This window comes from Chania multitudinisentens RB-25, from assembly GCF_000520015.2.
Taxonomy (GTDB): Bacteria; Pseudomonadota; Gammaproteobacteria; order Enterobacterales; family Enterobacteriaceae; genus Chania; species Chania multitudinisentens.
This window is the reverse complement of the sequence record NZ_CP007044.2, coordinates 2,876,310-2,894,489: the sequence shown is the minus strand read 5'-3', so window position 1 is coordinate 2,894,489 and position 18,180 is coordinate 2,876,310. Positions and strand designations below refer to the sequence as shown.

The 18,180-nt window shown below is 48.4% G+C and carries 14 protein-coding genes and 3 tRNA genes; 10 read left to right on the top strand and 7 right to left on the bottom strand.

Annotated features, from left to right (window positions below; translation table 11 throughout):
• Window positions 1–514 precede the first annotated feature (514 nt).
• From Z042_RS24550 to rsuA, 3 genes are all read right to left on the bottom strand, one after another.
• Window positions 515–2,416: a hypothetical protein gene (locus Z042_RS24550; protein WP_024911364.1), complete on the bottom strand. Its 1,902-nt coding sequence runs from the start codon at window positions 2,414–2,416 to the stop codon at window positions 515–517.
• Between the two features lie 1,001 nt (window positions 2,417–3,417).
• Window positions 3,418–4,608 carry a Bcr/CflA family multidrug efflux MFS transporter gene (locus Z042_RS12680; RefSeq protein WP_024911365.1) on the bottom strand — a complete coding sequence of 397 codons (1,191 nt, stop codon included), beginning with the start codon at window positions 4,606–4,608 and terminating at the stop codon, window positions 3,418–3,420.
• A gap of 29 nt (window positions 4,609–4,637) precedes the next feature.
• Window positions 4,638–5,351, bottom strand: coding sequence for a 16S rRNA pseudouridine(516) synthase RsuA (gene rsuA / locus Z042_RS12675; RefSeq protein WP_024911366.1), 714 nt, complete (start codon window positions 5,349–5,351; stop codon window positions 4,638–4,640).
• A gap of 303 nt (window positions 5,352–5,654) precedes the next feature.
• On the opposite strand from rsuA, the gene Z042_RS12670 reads away from it, so the two are divergent.
• Both Z042_RS12670 and rplY read left to right on the top strand, forming a co-directional pair.
• A complete protein-coding gene (locus Z042_RS12670; RefSeq protein ID WP_024911367.1) occupies window positions 5,655–7,412 on the top strand; it encodes a DNA repair helicase RadD in 1,758 nt (585 codons plus the stop codon).
• A 162-nt stretch (window positions 7,413–7,574) separates the two neighbouring features.
• Window positions 7,575–7,859 (top strand): 50S ribosomal protein L25, encoded by a 285-nt coding sequence (gene rplY / locus Z042_RS25655; RefSeq protein ID WP_024911368.1) that lies wholly within the window; start codon window positions 7,575–7,577, stop codon window positions 7,857–7,859.
• Window positions 7,860–7,937: 78 nt separating this feature from the next.
• On the opposite strand, the gene yejK is transcribed toward rplY, so the two are convergent.
• Window positions 7,938–8,945, bottom strand: coding sequence for a nucleoid-associated protein YejK (yejK, locus tag Z042_RS12660; RefSeq protein WP_024911369.1), 1,008 nt, complete (start codon window positions 8,943–8,945; stop codon window positions 7,938–7,940).
• A 243-nt stretch (window positions 8,946–9,188) separates the two neighbouring features.
• Here yejK and Z042_RS12655 point away from each other — a divergent pair, with 243 nt between their 5' ends.
• The 3 genes from Z042_RS12655 (at window position 9,189) to Z042_RS12645 (ending at window position 11,355) form a co-directional block, all read left to right on the top strand.
• The gene (locus Z042_RS12655; RefSeq protein ID WP_024911370.1) at window positions 9,189–9,416 is read left to right on the top strand and encodes a YejL family protein; all 228 of its coding nucleotides are present in this window, start codon (window positions 9,189–9,191) and stop codon (window positions 9,414–9,416) included.
• Window positions 9,417–9,425: 9 nt separating this feature from the next.
• Window positions 9,426–11,201: an LPS biosynthesis-modulating metalloenzyme YejM gene (yejM, locus tag Z042_RS12650; RefSeq protein ID WP_024911371.1), complete on the top strand. Its 1,776-nt coding sequence runs from the start codon at window positions 9,426–9,428 to the stop codon at window positions 11,199–11,201.
• A 77-nt stretch (window positions 11,202–11,278) separates the two neighbouring features.
• Window positions 11,279–11,355, top strand: a tRNA-Pro gene (locus tag Z042_RS12645).
• Window positions 11,356–11,467: 112 nt separating this feature from the next.
• On the opposite strand, the gene Z042_RS12640 is transcribed toward Z042_RS12645, so the two are convergent.
• Window positions 11,468–11,815, bottom strand: a complete 348-nt coding sequence (locus Z042_RS12640; RefSeq protein ID WP_024911372.1) for a YgiW/YdeI family stress tolerance OB fold protein — start codon at window positions 11,813–11,815, stop codon at window positions 11,468–11,470.
• Between the two features lie 240 nt (window positions 11,816–12,055).
• Between Z042_RS12640 and Z042_RS12635 the strand changes: the two genes are divergently transcribed.
• Together Z042_RS12635 and Z042_RS12630 are read left to right on the top strand one after the other, a co-directional pair.
• On the top strand, window positions 12,056–12,454 hold the full coding sequence (locus Z042_RS12635; RefSeq protein WP_024911373.1) for a VOC family protein: 399 nt from the start codon (window positions 12,056–12,058) through the stop codon (window positions 12,452–12,454).
• A 128-nt stretch (window positions 12,455–12,582) separates the two neighbouring features.
• A complete protein-coding gene (locus tag Z042_RS12630; RefSeq protein ID WP_024911374.1) occupies window positions 12,583–12,825 on the top strand; it encodes a DinI family protein in 243 nt (80 codons plus the stop codon).
• A 119-nt stretch (window positions 12,826–12,944) separates the two neighbouring features.
• Here the strand turns inward: Z042_RS12630 and Z042_RS12625 are convergent.
• Together Z042_RS12625 and Z042_RS12620 are read right to left on the bottom strand one after the other, a co-directional pair.
• A tRNA-Thr gene (locus tag Z042_RS12625) sits at window positions 12,945–13,020 on the bottom strand.
• 6 nt (window positions 13,021–13,026) lie between these two features.
• Window positions 13,027–13,114 (bottom strand) — tRNA-Ser (locus tag Z042_RS12620).
• 465 nt (window positions 13,115–13,579) lie between these two features.
• Here Z042_RS12620 and Z042_RS12615 point away from each other — a divergent pair.
• From Z042_RS12615 to rcsB, 3 genes are read left to right on the top strand one after another with little or no spacing between them, the layout of a single operon-like run.
• Window positions 13,580–14,734 (top strand): MFS transporter, encoded by a 1,155-nt coding sequence (locus Z042_RS12615; protein WP_024911375.1) that lies wholly within the window; start codon window positions 13,580–13,582, stop codon window positions 14,732–14,734.
• Between the two features lie 57 nt (window positions 14,735–14,791).
• Complete coding sequence (gene rcsD, locus Z042_RS12610) at window positions 14,792–17,491, top strand: phosphotransferase RcsD (RefSeq protein ID WP_024911376.1); 2,700 nt, start codon at window positions 14,792–14,794, stop codon at window positions 17,489–17,491.
• Window positions 17,484–18,134, top strand: a complete 651-nt coding sequence (gene rcsB / locus Z042_RS12605; RefSeq protein ID WP_024911377.1) for a response regulator transcription factor RcsB — start codon at window positions 17,484–17,486, stop codon at window positions 18,132–18,134. The genes rcsD and rcsB overlap by 8 nt, the downstream gene beginning before the upstream one ends.
• Window positions 18,135–18,180 lie beyond the last annotated feature (46 nt).

Below are 18,180 nucleotides of genomic sequence, written 5' to 3'. Positions count from 1 at the left end.
TCACAAATTATTAACAAATGCCTATATTTGCCGGTATCATGCTATTTCTAACCGACCGCAAAGTGTCGTTGCATAGCATTTTGCGACCCAGCTCGCATTTTTGCGTTATATGTAACCCTTTCCAGACCTGAACTCAACATTTTTTTCTTTCAATGTCGTTACTTTACAATTGCTATAATTTTACATTGATTAAACATTTCGTCTGAGCGCAACATTCCAAGCAAACCGTAATTGAATGATTTTAAAAAGAATAACGAAGATAATGGCTTACTGCCAATAGGGTTGCAGTTATAGCCAGCCATTATGTGATTGCGTGATTTTTAACAAAAACACAGCCCGTGCCCCCGTTGATCGGTGACATCAAAAATGGGTGTGTTACAGATCGGTGGGTTTGGTGGATTGGCGATCCTGGGAGCCCGTCCTTGTGGGCTCCCAGGATTCACTACAGTGAGAGCAGTTTCATTGATCAATACTCATCAAGCAACACTGCTCAAAAGGCGCAGGTATTGCCGGATCAACGCGTCGGTATTTGCCCACAATAGCCTTCTAAAGTTAAATCATACATCTGGCTAGTATTGCTAAAGATCTCACCTACCAGCAATTCACGGCCTGTATAGAAATAACACCCTTCACCAATGCCTCCCACAGGAGCCATAGAACTTCTCGCATCAAGATAAAAGCGTTCATACCCTTCATCAATCCATTCAGGAAGGGCCGCTATAGGGTAAGTGACTCCCGTAGGGATAGTTGCCACAACATTCATAGGTTGTTCAGAAACACCGGGCTCCCAACCCTCAGGCCATATTGATATTTCACATTGTGAAATAGCGAAATATTCAGCTGAGTTATAACTATGCGCTTGAGGATCGCAACGAACATAAATAAATTGCTGGTTGATTTTTTCCGGCGGCGTCGCAAATGTCATCACTAACTTATTTTCGCTCAGTGATGTATTGCTACCTTCCTCAGTATATTTCCATATCTCACCATTCTCTTTAGAGATGTACTGAAATGCACTCCAATTTGCCGATAACAATGGTTCTAGCGAATAAATACTGGCACCTTCCGCCGGTAAATAATATTCCTTAACCTCAGTTCCCCCGTTAAATGCTATTTTTGCTCTACAGGATACCGGAGTAAGATCGGGTAGCTGGCATTGGGTAAAAAGTTGCGCAGGAGCTACCAGAGGAATTGATATCGAACCAGGTATTGCTGCACCGGAAGCATCAGATGGGGCTTTCACTTTACCCATAAAACGCTCACTTTCCGATACTATGGCAGTGGCCTCCCAGGTAACTTCTTTTACCGGGCTTGGCATATTCACAATTGTCGTTCCGTCAATACCAATACTGCTGCTTTTTATCAGTTTTGAACCATCCATCAATATTACAGAAGCGGTTACGCTACAGGCAATGGGTTTAGAGTCAGGATCCAGACATTGCAGGAAAGTCATTCCATAAGGATCATATTTAAAATCCCAGTTCCACGATGAAAAGTGTGGCACCGCGGCTTCTACCATCAGCGATTTTTCACCATCGCGGGTGATAACAATGGCGGTCCCTTTCACGTCAGGCGTTTCTTCCCACAACCCTAGGCTCTCGTTAAAGTACCACATCGGGATGGCACCACCTTCAGACAGGTCATGGCCATCAATGCTGGAGAAAGGCAGGCTCATCTGAATAGTCGCAGTCTTACCTTCTGCTAAATTCAAAGCATTACCGGCTTCATCATAAAAAGCGACAGCCATTAACCCCGCGCTGATCAAATCAACTTCCTCACTGCTTGCGGTAATAGCGCGCCCATTAGCTGGCATAGCTTTCAGATCGTCGCTGTCGATATTCCATGGGGTTAATTCGACACGCGCTTTGCCTGCCGCGGGTGTGCCATCTGCATAAACCAGCGCAGCCTCAGGCAGAATAACATGGGCATCCATGATGCTGCTGGCAATACCTTGTGCTTTTTCAATATTTTCAAGGTATTTTGTTTCCGCCACCGGCATCAAATGCACGGTCAACGGCGGCATTTTATCCTGCACAGCCACCTTGACCGCTTGCGTGACATAACCCGCTTTTTGCACCTTCACTACCCAAAAATCCCGCGGATGAGCAGGAAGTTCGGCGAATTGCGCCACTCCGTTTTTCCCGGTTGACGATACCTTCGCTTCATCAATGAATATTTCAGCATCTGCCAGAATAATACCGTCTTTACCCTGCGCGATAATCTGTAAAGCGACGGTTTCAGGTTCAGTAATCGGGGGATCTGGCGGTGTAACAGGCGGAGTAACAGGTGGACTAATCGGTGGCGTGACGGGTGGGGTTGTTCCAGAAGAATCCCCTCCGCCAGAATCACACCCAGACAGCGTGGCGACAAATAATCCGATACATAACGAGCGCAATAAACATGCTTTTTTCATCATTCCTCCCTCCTGGAGTTATCATTCGTGCAATCATTGTACTTTTTGCTGCGCTTATTCCCGGCGTTTTTCAAAATACAAAGTGATGGCATCCCTCAGTACATGGCTTACCCAGTTCATGAGAGTGATCGACTTACCACTCAATTGCCGCTTACCTGCACCTTGAAATCCGTTAGGTATAAAATAAAACCGCTTGAATCTTTAAACAGCATTGATATGTGTTTTATCCTTTTCTATACGTCAGGCCGCATAAAATACACTGGCGCATATTATGTCTCTGCCTTACAAAAAAATGCAACGCAAGCATTAGCCGATATCCGATTGACAAATTAAAAAAACACGAAATTCACTTAAACCAGTTATTTTTCTGATTGAAAATGTGATTTAACCCACATTTAATTTTAATGAAATAACAGCCTGATCTCCTCAAGAAAGCCGCTGAGTACGGCAATTTATTACCTTTATTATCCTTTTTAAGCCTTCTTCATCTCTAGTCTGGAAAACTTTAGATATTTTTATATAAAAAATAGCCTTAAAAATAATTACCACACAACCGTAGCTTTATTTATGGTTTGGCTAAACGACGGCTTGAGTTGTTGGCTATTTAATAACCCATTGTGATTATCTTATTGCTTATCATTATTGATCCAGCCGCCTTGCCCTTGGGAATAACAAGCTACCGCTCATGTAAAACACGCGGCACCGAGAAACCATCTGGGGTAGACATGACGTTATATCAATGGAAAGACATCAATATTTATTACTCAATATCTATTGGCTAAAAACGCTAATCATCAACATATTTTGCTCAAAAAAATAATTTAATTGTATATATCTATCAGCGAACATATATGCACTAAATAATTATAATAGCAGGAAGTGACAAATTGGCCGCAGACCGATTTCAACAATGCTTGCGTTGGCTAGTTTAGCCCCAAATCTACTCAGATAAGGGGAAAAACCTAGCCAACATGCCTGCAACTTAAAGTACCGCGGGTATACACCTACTGTTTGGAGGATACGCGAGCAAAGCGGTAAAACAGCATAGCAATAATGCTGCACAGCGCCATGGAAGACACCATCGGCCATACGCTTTTACCCGGAGCCATGGCAAGTATCGCTCCCACTAACGCGCCAACGCTAAAACGCAGTGTGCCAGCCAGAGAAGAAGCCGTTCCCGCCATATGTGGAAAATCATCCAGAATGACCGCCATCGCGTTGGAAGATATCATAGCGATGCAGCCCAGATACACCGCCACTCCCAGTACCAGCGCCCAAAAACCCAGCCCGCTGGCACTCACCAACAGCAGCCAAATCCCCATCACCAACTGCACTGATAGCCCGAAACGGAACATGTTGACGGCGCCGACGCGACGCACATTGCGGCTGTTGAGCAAGGTGGTAAGGAACAGGAACACGATATTCAGCGCAAAGTAATAACCAAAATGCTGTGGAGAAACATGGTTCAGTTCAATGTAGACAAAAGGCCCGGCACTGAGAAATGAAAACATCCCGGCAAACGAAAAAGCACTGGCTAGCATATAACTCAGCACGCGTTTGTGGCGAAACAATGAGCCGAAATTGCCCAAAGTGGTACGCAGATGGAATTTCTGCCGCCGTTCTTTTGGCAGGGTTTCTTTGATAAAGAACGCCACCAGCACGGAACCAAACAACGCCGCGGCAGCCATCGTCCAGAAAATGGCATGCCAGTTAAACCACAACAGGAGCGCGCCACCAATCATCGGGGCCAGCAACGGTGCAATCGTCATCACCAGGATCACGAACGACATCATGCGTGAAAATTCATCCTTGGTGAACATATCGCGCATCAGTGCATTGATCACCACACTGGCCGCCGCCGCCGACAGACCATGCAGAAAACGCAGGTTGATCAATTGCTCAACTGACTGCGCCATCGCACAAGCCCCGCCCGCGATGGCAAAAACCAGCGTTCCCCACAAAATTACCGGTTTGCGGCCGATGCTGTCTGACATTGGCCCATAGAATAATTGCCCCAGAGCAAAGCCCAGTACATAGGCACTGAGCGTCATCTGTACGCGGCCAGACTCCACGCCAAACTCTTGGGCAATAATCGGCATGCTGGGTAAATACATGTCGATCGCCAGCGGCATCAGCATGGAAAGCAGGCCCAGAATAAAAATTAAACCGAGGTGGGATGTCCGGTTCTGTTGCACGCTCAACGACTCCTTCATCAGCCGGAAAATCAATCCTGCAAGTGCGGTGCACCTACGCTGGCAATTTCTTCTTCGGTCAACGGGCGATATTCGCCTGGTGCCAAATCATCATCCAGCGTAATAGCACCAATACGTTCACGGTGTAGCTCAAGCACCCGGTTGCCTACCGCTGCAAACATACGCTTTACCTGATGATAGCGCCCTTCACTGAGGGTCAGACGCACCAGATTATCTTCGATCTTTTCCAGGTGAGCCGGTTTAGTCAGATCTTTTTCATTGTGCAACTGTACACCCTGCGCAAACTGCTGCGCCGTGTCTTCGGCCAGCGGATGCTCCAGCGTCACCAGATAAGTTTTCTCACAATGATGTTTTGGGGAAGTGATTCGGTGCGACCACTGGCCGTCATCGGTCATCAGCACCAGGCCAGTGGTATCAATATCCAACCGCCCTGCTGCATGCAGTTTGTAAGCCACCGGTTCATCAAGAAAATAGAGCACCGTTGGATGATCGGGATCTTCAGTAGAACACACATAACCCTGCGGTTTGTTGAGCATGAAGTAACGCGCCCCGGCCAGTTGTGGCAACACATTACCGTCGAATGTCACTTCTTGTTCTGGGGCCAGCTTGAGCGCCCCGCTTTTAACCACTTCACCATCCACGGTCACACGTTTTGCCCGAAGTTCCCGCGCTACCAATGCACGGCTGATGCCTAATTGCTGAGATAAAAATTTGTCCAATCGCATTGAATCTGCTTTGCCTGTGGTTGTTATGATCGTATTGCTGGATATGACGCCCCACCCTTACATCAGGTGCAAAAAGCAGGTTCGCAGAGGAGGAGTAAGTCAAAATCGCGTGGAGAAACAGTGATTGTTATCACACAAGTATAGCGACGAAAGCGGTGCCATAACAGCGGCAATTTCCAGGCTTCTCGCACCATTAGCATGATGAGGGCATAATATACCCAAAATACGCGAAGTTACATGGCACAATTTCAGAAGGGCTTTCTCTTGCAAAATTGGCCGCCAACGAGCAAACGGCATTAATTTATGACATTTACCCTGCGCCCCTATCAATTGGAAGCGGTCGAAGCCACCATCCAGCATTTCCGTCAGCACCCGGAACCCGCATTGATTGTGCTGCCGACCGGTGCGGGCAAAAGCCTGGTGATCGCCGAACTGGCGAAACGCGCCCGTGGCCGCGTGCTGGTGCTGGCGCACGTCAAAGAGCTAGTAGCACAAAATCAGGCAAAATACTGTGCTTACGGGTTAGCAGCAGATATTTTTGCCGCAGGGCTACAACAAAAAGAAAGTACCGGCAAAGTGGTGTTTGGCAGCGTGCAATCTGTGGCTCGTAATCTAACGCTGTTTGAGCATGCATTTTCTTTGCTGATTATCGACGAATGTCATCGTATCAGCGACGATGACGACAGCCAATATCAGCAGATTATTCAACATCTGCAACAATCCAACCCACAGTTGCGCCTGCTTGGCCTGACGGCTACCCCTTATCGGCTGGGTAAAGGCTGGATTTATCAGTTTCACTACCACGGATTTACCCGTGGCGACGGCAACAGCTTATTCCGTGATTGCATCTATGAATTACCGTTGCGCTATATGATTAAGCATGGCTTTCTGGTTCCGCCTGAACGATTGGATATGCCGATTGTGCAGTACGATTTCAGCCGCCTGGAAGCCCAAAGCAACGGTTTGTTCAGCGAGGGGGATCTTAACCGCGAACTGAAAAAACAGCATCGCATCACGCCGCATATCATCAGCCAGATTGTTGAATATGCCGAAACCCGCAAAGGTGTGATGATCTTTGCTGCAACAGTAGAACATGCCCGTGAAATCTATGGCCTGCTGCCCAGCGGAGAAGCCGCACTGGTGAGCGCCGAAACGCCACCTGCCGAGCGCGATGCGTTAATCGCGGCCTTTAAACAGCAGCAATTACGCTACCTGGTCAACGTGGCGGTATTAACCACCGGTTTTGACGCACCGCATGTCGATTTGATCGCGATTTTACGGCCAACCGAATCCGTCAGCCTGTATCAGCAGATAGTCGGACGTGGGCTGCGGCTGGCACCGGGCAAAAAAGATTGCCTGATCCTTGATTATGCTGGTAATCCACACGACCTGTTCACCCCAGAAGTCGGGGTACGCAAGCCGCACAAAGACAGCCAACCCGTGCAGGTGTTCTGCCCCGCCTGCGGTTTTGCCAATCTATTCTGGGGGAAATGCAGTGAGAGCGGTGCCATCATTGAACACTATGGCCGCCGCTGCCAAGGCTGGCTGGAAGACGACGATGGTCACCGTGAACAATGTGACTATCGTTTCCGTTTCAAAAGTTGCCCGCACTGCGGCGCTGAAAATGATATCGCTGCCCGCCGCTGCCACCAGTGCCAGGAAGTGCTGGTCGATCCTGATGATATGCTGAAAGCCGCACTGAAGCTGAAAGATGCACTGGTGTTGCGCTGCGGCGGTATGGCGTTACAAAACGGCCAGGATGATAAAGGGGAATGGTTGAAAGCCACCTATTATGATGAAGACGGCACCAGCACCAGTGAACGTTTTCGCCTGCAAACCCCAGCCCAACGCAAAGCATTTGAAATGCTGTTCCTGCGGCCACACCAGCGCGCACCGGGAGTGCCATTGCTCTGGCAGAACGCTGCCGACATCATGGCGCAGCAGGCGCTATTGCGCCATCCGGATTTTGTCGTGGCGCGTAAACGCGGCCAATTCTGGCAAGTCCGCGAAAAAGTTTTTGATTATCAGGGCCGCTTCCGCCGTGCCAATGCGTTGTATTAAGACCTGCAACACCCACTTACGGCAGGTTTTCATTGCCCAGAGAACGGCTTTCCGTTAAAATGCCGCCCGCTTTGCCTGGGTTCGCCCGGTGCAAAAGTGGGTCATCGAACTTGTTACTGGGTCGCCTGTAGCAAGGTAAATTTTCTTTCTAGAGAAAAAACAATGTTTACTATCAATGTAGAAGTACGTAAAGACCAGGGTAAGGGTGCGAGCCGCCGCCTGCGTGCAGCAAACAAATTCCCCGCTATCGTTTACGGTGGCAAGGAAGCTGCAATTTCCATCGAATTAGACCATGATTCTGTCAAGAACATGGAAGCCAAACCAGAATTCTACAGCGAAGCAGTAGTTTTGGTTATCGACGGTAAAGAAACCAAAGTTAAGGTTCAGGCTGTACAGCGTCACCCGTTCAAGCCAAAACTGGCTCATATCGATTTCATTCGCGTTTAATCGCTACGTTATCGAACGTTCGGGACGCCGAGTAAAAAACGCCGCTACTGCGGCGTTTTTTATTGGTAAGGAGCGAACTTATTTGCCACTGCTTGAACGGCGTTGCAGCTGATCGCGCAGGTTTGGCGGTGTGCCTTTGATCGTTAGAGTATCGGTGGCAGGGTCCCAGAAAATCCGCTCCCCTAACAGCATCGCGTCAAAGTTCAGGCTGATACCCCCACCGCTGCCGGCAAATTTAGTCAATTGGCGCAGCGTACTGCGATCTGCCGGGAAACTGTCTTCCAGTTGATAGCCCTGCTCAGTGGAAAACTGCAAGAAATCCTTCTCGCCTACGGGTGCAATCTCTTGCGACAGCTCTTGCAACGCAATTTCTTCACCCGCCTGTAGCTGTTCATTACAATAGCTGTAAACCTGCTGGCGCACTGACTGCCGTTCGTTTTTATCCAACTGCGCATCGGCACAATAATCATCCACCGCCTGCAATAGCCCACGATTCTGTGCCTTGGTATCCAGCCCTTCGGCAGCGGCCAGGAAATCCATAAAGAAATCGGAGACTTTGCGGCCCACGCGCCCTTTCAGGAAAGTCAGATAGCGGGTTGAGGCCGGGTTGGTTTCCCATTCAGTCAAATCGATACGCGCCACGATATCTGCATGGTTGATATCCAGATAGTGTGTGATGCTGATATCCAGTTCTTCATTAACGCGCATACTGTTACAACTGTTCAGTACGGCAATCAGCAAATACTCCACCGCCAGAAAACGGTATTGACCAAACAGCACCACCCCACCTGCCGCAAACGGATATTTAGCCAGTTCATCGCGCAGGCGGCCCGTTGCCGCACGGCTGAAAGCAAGGAAGTCTTCATCACCCTTACGGCAGGCACGCAGTGCATCCGCCAGTTCGCTCTCTTCGTTGAACAGGCCATAAGCTTTGCTCTTGGCGCTGTAAACGCGGTGCAGCTCTGCCATCATCTCTTCCACCGCCGCATTAGTGGGGAGAAGGGAATCGCGCAACACCACGTCCAATGTTTGTTCGTCACGTTTTACCAACTGGTGCAGCGCAATCTGGTCAATATCCAGACTCATGATCAATCCTCCTGTTCTTTGAGCGCGTATTCAAGCACTGAAGGCGTTGCCCTGCAACTGATACCCAATATGGATTTCAAGATACGCCTGAGTGCAGGCATCAATGGAGCCCCTCTCCCTCCGCAACGTAAAAAGCAACGGGTATAATCGTTTCATTAACGATCTCTACGCTATAAAAGAGCGGAAAAACACGGCCCTATACGGTAAGATGTGGGCCTTTGTCAGGCTTTGAGCACAATCTTTATGCCACAATCATCCCGTTACAGTGACGAACATGTTGAACAATTGCTTTCTGAGCTGGTCAACGTTTTGGAAAAACACCATACTCCTACCGATCTTTCTTTGATGGTACTGGGTAACATGGTAACCAACCTGATCAATACCAGTATTGCTCCCGCACAGCGGAAGCTATTGGCAAAATCGTTTGCTGAAGCTCTACAAGCTTCAGTACGTGAAGATAAAGCGCATTAATAATTATTTATGGTGACAAACCGTCAGCATTATCGCGAAAAAGTCTCCCAGATGATCAGTTGGGGGCATTGGTTCGCTTTATTCAATATTCTGCTCAGTATCGGGTTGGGCAGCCGCTACCTGTTTGTTACTGATTGGCCATCTTCACTGTTGGGGCGCGCCTACGCGCTGCTCAGCCTGATCGGGCATTTCAGCTTTATTGTCTTTGCGGCTTATCTGCTGATCATCTTCCCCCTCACCTTTGTGGTGATGTCGCAACGCCTGTTGCGATTTATTTCTGCTGCGCTGGCCACTGCGGGGCTGACGCTACTGCTGGTCGACAGTGCCATATTTACCCACTTCCACCTGCATTTAAGCCCTGTGGTCTGGGAGTTGGTGATAAACCCGGACCAAAGCGAACTGGCGCGCGATTGGCAACTGATGTTTATCGCCGTGCCAGTGATATTTCTGATTGAGATGCTGTTTGCTACCTGGAGCTGGCAGAAACTGCGCAGCCTTAACCGGCAGAGCTTTGGCAAACCGCTGGCAGCACTGTTTATTTGCGCGTTCTTTGCTTCGCACCTGATCTATATCTGGGCAGATGCCAATTTTTATCGCCCAATCACCATGCAGCGCGCTAACTTACCGCTGTCTTACCCCATGACCGCGCGTAAGTTTCTTGAGAAACACGGTCTACTCGATCAGCAAGAGTATGAACGCCGCCTGGTGCAGCAAGGTAACCCCGATGCGGCCACGGTGGAATACCCACTAAGCTCCCTGAGTTATCGTGATAAAGGCAGTGGTTACAACCTGCTGATGATTGTGGTGGATGGTATTCGTACTGCCGATATCGCGCAGGATATGCCTAACCTCACCCGTTTCGCACAGGAAAATATCCGTTTCAGCGACCATTACAGCTCTGGTAACCAGGCGGATACAGGTCTGTTTGGCCTGTTCTACGGTATTTCGCCCACCTATCTGGATGGCATTTTGGCTGGGCGTAAACCTTCTGCCCTGATCAATGCATTAAGCGATCAGGGTTATCAGTTTGGTCTGTTCTCTTCAGACGGCTTCAACGCTACGCTGTATCGCCAAGCCCTGCTGGCAGATTTCTCGCTGCCGCCGCCTGCGGCCCAAAGCAACACGCTAACAACCCAGCAATGGCAACATTGGTTAGCTAACCAGAATCATGATGTACCTTGGTTCTCTTATATCAATTTCAGCGGTGCTGGGCTGGAAAGTGAAAAAACACCGCCCGATGAATTCATCCAACGTTACCGTGCAGGTGCGAAAGCCGTTGATACCCAGATAGCACAGGTGCTGGCGACGCTGGAAGAAAAAGGTATGCTGGATCAAACCATTGTGGTGATTACCGCCGAACACGGCGTGGAATTCAACGATGCGGGTAAAGGAGACTGGGGAGCGGGTACGCGTTTCACTCGTAGCCAGCTACAGGTGCCTTTGATTATCCATTGGCCAGGAACACCAGCGCAGACGATCAACAAACTGACTAATCACAATGACGTGATGCGCACGCTGATGCAGCGCCTGTTGCATGTCAGAACCCCAGCGAACGATTATTCGCAAGGGGAAGACCTGTTTGCCGCACAGCGGAAAAACGACTGGCTTGCCACTGGCAACAGGAGTTTATTGGTCATTACCACTCCAACCCAAACGCTGACGCTGGACAGCAACGGAACTTATCATGCTTATGATCGGGATGATAAAGAGATAAAAGATGAAAAACCGCAGCTAGCATTGCTATTACAGGTGCTGACCGATGTTAAACGCTTTATTGCCAACTAACTGCTTAAATCTAAAGCAATCAGCGTTCAACCATCTTGAATTCATGACGGGAAACGGTAGTATAGTTCGTACTGCGTCGGCATGTAGCGCAGCCTGGTAGCGCACCGTCATGGGGTGTCGGGGGTCGGAGGTTCGAATCCTCTCATGCCGACCAACTTTTTATAGAGAAACCAACCTGTTACGGTTGGTTTTTTTATGCCTGCGTAAAAAGGCCGCCTTGGCGACCTGAGATTGCTCTCTATTATTTTACTTACTACGCACTTTTCTTAGTTGATTACGTCCAAAGATTTTACCCACAGATAGCGCCCCGCAGGACCGTTATCAACCTCACCAAGCAATCTGACTCTGGTCTCTGGCCCTACATTCCTGCCGCGCCATACAGAATCTTCGATCTCTACCCGCAAAGTTCCTGAATCATCTCGAAATGTAAAATAATCCCCACGCTGGTGAGCCACGATATGCCCAGTAAGAGTAATATAACTCCCAACACGCGTATTCATTGCTTGCTGCACTGTGCTGGCTTGGCCTGTAGCACTTGGCCCCGTAAAGTTAGCAGCGGCATTAAAAATCAAAAGAGAACTTGATAGCAAAACAATTGACACTATTTTCTTCATTTAATACTCCCCCGTTCATGTCCCATGTGGCTCTTTAACTATGAATGAGTTTGTATTGCTGTCAAACCTGGCGGAATTTCTGCTTTTCAAAACGTAAATCAGTTGCGGGCGCAGTTTTGGTTTCTCAGCGCAGCATCAATAGCAAAACCAGATTGGTACTTTTCGAGCGATTGGCAAATTAAGGGAGCAAGCCTAACATTCGTTTAGACCAAAAGACCTGATTTAACCTGGAGAAAAAACATGATTGACCACACCGGTATTAATGTCAGCCAATTTGCCCAAAGTCAGCAATTCTATACGGCAGTGCTTGCATCATTAGGTTATGTACTGCGTCTACAGCTTGGTACTACCGCAGCAGGCTATGGTGAAGCCACTTTGCGGCCAGGAGACGATCCAGGAGGTACTTTCTGGATCTCAGTGGGTGAACCATCTACACCGCGTATTCATATCGCATTCCGAGCCACCAGCAAAGCGCAGGTGAATGCATTCTATGAAGTGGCCCTGGCCGCTGGAGCCAAAGATAACGGAGCTCCTGGCTTTCGCCACCGCTATCATAAAAATTACTATGCCGCGTTTGTCTACGATCCTGATGGCTACAACATTGAAGCTGTTTTCCATGGTGCAGAGGAATCCGCCTAAAACATCGTTGTGTTGCTGGGTATCACCAATCCCCATTACAACATTTTTCGCCATATTTCTCTTGCATAACGCCTGGGTTTTCAGTCAGAATAACTGTATTTATATACAGTTATTTTTAAGGCTTAACTATGTTCGTTGAATTGGTGTTTGATAAGCGTAATGTCAGCGGTCTTCCTGGCGCGGATGAAATTATTAAGGCCGAACTCACAAAGCGAGTGCATCGTATTTTTCCTGATGCTGAAGTGAAGGTAAAAGCCATGCAGGCTAACGCCCTGAACTCTGATGCCAGCAAAAGCGACAGAGAAAAGTTAAACCGTCTGCTTGAAGAAATGTTCGACGAAGCCGATCAATGGTTGGTTCAGGATATTTAAGCCTGGCGCTATGTTGCGAATAATTGGGGAAAATCTACGCCGTTCAACAATCAGCATAATGCGATAGGTTGCTTTGCTGTAAAAAGAAAACCCCAGCAATAAATGCTGGGGTTTCTATATGGTGCCGGCTACCGGAATCGAACTGGTGACCTACTGATTACAAGTCAGTTGCTCTACCTACTGAGCTAAGCCGGCTAAATTTGGCGGAAGGACAGAGATTCGAACTCTGGGACAGTCGCCCGTCGACGGTTTTCAAGACCGTTGCCTTAAACCACTCGGCCATCCTTCCAATGGGCGCAAATACTAGCGATACCGTTATGAAATGTCTATCGTTTTCATGCAAAAAAACATGAAGAAATGTTCACTTGCTTAAATTTCAGGCCACTAGCGGCTAAAAAATAAATGACCGCGTGAAAACGAAACTATTTTGTACAACGGATAGCCCACGTACAGGTATATCTACAACCATTATGCAGTGAAATGAAACATACGGATGCTTCCCTGAATAATGAACACCGTTCATCAAATGCCTTCAATAGACGTTTTACCGGCCCAGCAAACCGCCTTGGTAGACTTCAGCCTTACTCGCTACTTAGCCATGCAATGATGTGCTTTCCCCACAAAAAATAAAGGCGCCGGTACATGGCAGAGATAACACAACTGCCATGCGAATACTTTCGACCCTGCACGCAGATTGTGATAAAAACAAGGGTTCATTTAGCCTACTTACTTCAAAATCGATCGCGATATCCACATGACATCCACTTTGTGTAATGAACAGCGTCAACCCGGTGTACCTGAACAGGTTGCTACCCGCCTTGCCTTTTTTATCGCTGGTCTCGGTATGGCTGCTTGGGCTCCCCTGGTGCCTTTTGCCAAAACGCGTATCGGTATTGATGACGGTTCATTAGGCTTACTGTTGTTGTGCATCGGTGCAGGCTCAATGCTGGCGATGCCATTAACGGGCCTGTTAACCGGTAAATTCGGTTGCAGACCTGTGATCCTGCTCGCCGGGGCCGCACTTTGCATCGATTTGCCACTGTTAGTCATTATGGAATCAACCGCAGGAATGGCGTTGGCCTTGCTGCTGTTCGGTGCAGCGATCGGCATGATCGATGTGGCAATGAACATTCAGGCCGTCGTGGTTGAACGCGCCAGCGGGCGAGCCATGATGTCCGGTTTTCATGGCTTCTTCAGCGTTGGCGGTATAGCCGGTGCAGGTGGCGTGAGTGCCTTGCTGTGGTTAGGATTGGGGCCTCTTCAGGCCACGCTGGCTACCGTGGTGGTCATTCTCATATTGCTTTCTATTGCCAGTAAAAACCTGTTGCGTGAAAACGGTGGCAATGCCGATGGGCCCATGTTCGTGTTACCACGAGGTTGGGTGATGTTCATTGGCCTGCTGTGCTTTATCATGTTTCTGGCTGAAGGGGCAATGCTTGACTGGAGCGCCTTATTCCTGACCACCTTACGCGGCATGGATCACAGCCAGGCAGGGCTGGGTTATGCGCTCTTTTCTATCACCATGACGCTCGGCAGGCTGAATGGCGATCGGATCGTCAATGCCATGGGAAGATACTGGGTACTATTATTGGGCAGTTTATGTGCTGCCATCGGCCTGTTGCTGGCAATCGCAGTTGATAACGCGATGGCCTCACTCTTGGGTTTCATGCTTGTTGGTATCGGTGCTTCTAATGTGGTTCCCATCCTATTCAGCGCAGCCGGTAATCAACAAACCATGCCAGCCAACCTGGCCATCGCTTCGGTCACCACCGTCGGCTACGCAGGTATTCTTGCCGGGCCAGCCTTGATCGGTTTCATCGCACAATGGTTCAGCCTGACGTTTGCCTTGGCCTGCATTGCCACATTGCTGTTGATCGTAACCGCGAGCGCTAAAGCGGTGACTCGCTAATATTCAGGGCAGCAAGCATCACCAACATCTGCTATAGCTTCAAATACGAAGGGTATAATGCAAAGTAAACAACTGACTATCAGTTCCAGCTATATCACCCGCAGTTTCTGGCTATTTATCGTATTGCTGGCTGTTGCCGTTGGCCTGTACGGGTACAATTATACCAACGCCTACCTGGTAGAAAAAAAGTACGCCATCAATACCATTGCCAATGCCCTGCAAAAGCGGATCGATAACTATCGTTATCTCACCTACCAGATTTACGACAAGTTTGGTAACACGCCGCCTGTTGAGCACAACCTACAGGAAACTCGCCTGCGCCCAGACGTTTATTACGTTGAAAAATCGAGCAAAAAAACCGATGCTGTGATCTTTGGTAGCCATGAAAATAGTACGTTGGCGATGATCGCCAATATTGCGGATTTCCTCGATATGCGTTGGGGAGCAAAAACCGAAAACTATGCGATGTACTACCTTAATGGGCAGGATAACAGTCTGAGCCTGGTGACCACTCAGTCGCTAAAAGAGCTGACTTCACGCTTGAAGGAAAATTACCTCACCACTTCCGCATCGGATCACCGGGCAGAAATGTTGCAACAGGTCAATACGTTAGACGAACGGGAAAGTTTTTCGGGCCTGCGCAAGCAACGTTTTCAGAATGCCTATTCATTCTCGCTTCGTACCACGTTTAACCAACCGGGGCATCTCGCTACGGTGATCGCCTTTGAGCTCCCCATTAACGACGTTATCCCTCTCAACATGGTGCGCTCCAGCTTCCTGTTGCAACCTGACAGCGACGATATCGATGAAAACGCCGCGCCAAGTGAAACCGCCGCTGACACCAGAATCGTGTGGAAAGGCAGTTCGGTTGAGTTCAGCGCTGCGCTGCCAAACGCACCATTAAAACTGGTTTACCGCGTTTCTGTCATCAATTTGGCGCTTGATCTGCTACGTAATAACCTCTGGTTGCTGATGGTCAATCTGCTGTTATTCGTGCTATCGATGGTAGGCATTTACTTTATTCGCCAACAATATATCCGGCCAAGCGAAAACATGGCCGCAGAGTTGGGGGAAGAACGTATGTTGAACCGGGAAATCGTCGCCAGCCTTCCCTCTGGATTGTTGGTGTATAACTTTGCGAACAATAGTGTCATTACCAGCAACAAAGTTGCCGAGCACCTGCTGCCGCATCTCAGCCTGCAAAAAATTGCGAATATGGCGGAACAACATCATGGCATCATTCAAGCCACGGTAAATAACGAAGTCTATGAAATTCGGATTTTCCGCAGCCAATTATCCCCAGAAACCTACCTGTTCCTATTAAACGATCAGAACAAAGAAGTGATGGTGAGTAAAAGGTTGCAACTGGCCCGCAGCGAATACGATAAAAACGTTCAGGCACGCAAACTGATGCTGCATAATTTGGGCATTGAACTCAATCAGCCAATGCAACAGATACACGAGCTCGCCCAACGGCTGCACGCCCAGCCAACACCAGATCAAGAACAACAGCAAATCTTGTTCGATCGGTTGGCTCTGACTTCGACGTCAGTATTGGATCTGATCGATAACATCACCCTGCTCACCCGGCTAGAAACACAGGAATGGCAGCCTGAACACCAACCTTTCCGCCCTTCGGCCCTGATCGACGAGCTGCTGCAAAGTGCCTTGCCAGCGATCAATCAGAAAGGATTGACGCTGTTTAACCATTTTCACCTTGATGTGGACCAACAGTACATTGGCGATGTTCATGCACTGCGTAAAATCATTTCGTTGCTGATCCACTATGCCATTATCACAACCCCCTACGGTAAGATTTCGCTGCTGGTGGAACATGAAGCCAACTACCCAGAACATTTGATATTCCATATCAACGATACTGGTGCGGGGATCTCCAATGAGGAAATCAGTAACTTGACCTATCCTTTTCTCAGCCAAACGCAGGCCGATCGCTTTAATCAAGGTTCGGGACTCACGTTCTTTCTGTGCCATCAATTATGCAAGAAACTTAATGGTCAGTTAGACATTCGCAGTAAAGCCGATATCGGTACGCGTTATACCATCCGCATCGCGATGGCAATGGAAACGAAAGAAGAAGCCGCCGAAAAATTGCTGGATGGCGTCACGATACTGCTGGATATCACTTCAGAGGAGATCCGCAGTATTGTCACTTATTTGTTGAACGCCTATGGCGCTAATTGCATCATGGCTGATGATCGCCAGCTCAACCACGATTATGACGTGCTGCTCACGGATAATCCGCAGCAAACCGATGATGCTATGCTACTGCTAACCAGCGATGAGATTGGCTGGCAGCAGCTCAGTAAAGGCTACATCCGGGTAAACTATAATCTGCGTGGGGCCATGATCGACGCTATTCTAACGCTCATTGAACAGCAGATGGCGATGCAAGATCAGAATACAGACCCCCTTTCTTTGGTTGCAGAAGATATTCAACGCTATGAAAAACAATTGAAATCAAGTGATTACTACGGTTTGTTTGTTGAGACAGTACCCGATGATGTCAAAAAACTGTATACTGAAGCAGACAGCGTTGATTTTATGGCTCTGTCTCAAGTTGCACACCGCCTGAAAGGTGTGTTTGCTATGCTAAATCTGCTTCCCGGCAAGCAATTGTGTGAATCGTTAGAACAGCACATCGCAGACGGTGATGCACTTAAGATTGAGAATAACATCAGTCAGATTGATTTTTTCGTCAGTAGACTGCTACAGCAAGGTAGCCAACAACATGAATAACCTGAATGTAATTATTGCTGATGACCATCCTATCGTACTGTTTGGCATCAGGAAGTCACTTGAGCAAATTGAATGGGTAAATGTCGTTGGGGAGTTTGAAGACTCAACAGCACTGATCAACAATCTGTCCAAACTGGACGCTAACGTATTGATCACCGATCTTTCGATGCCAGGCGATAAATATGGCGACGGCATTACGCTGATTAAATATATCAAACGCCACTATCCACAGTTATCGATCATTGTTCTGACCATGAACAATAACCCAGCCATTCTCAGCGCTGTGTTGGATTTAGACATTGATGGTATCGTGCTGAAACAGGGCGCGCCTACCGATTTGCCTAAAGCACTGGCCGCACTACAGAAAGGTAAGAAGTTCACGCCAGAAAGCGTCTCCAAACTGCTGGAAAAAATCAGTGCCAGCGGCTACGGCGACAAGCGCCTTTCTCCAAAAGAAAGTGAAGTATTGCGCCTGTTTGCTGAAGGTTTCCTGGTGACCGAGATCGCCAAAAAGCTGAACCGCAGTATCAAAACCATCAGCAGTCAGAAAAAATCAGCGATGATGAAGTTAGGCGTTGATAATGATATTGCCCTGCTTAACTACCTGTCATCCGTCAGCATGACACAGTTAGATAAAGACTAGCGCTTCTACAGCCACACAAAGGGCACACTTATCATGTGCCCTTTGA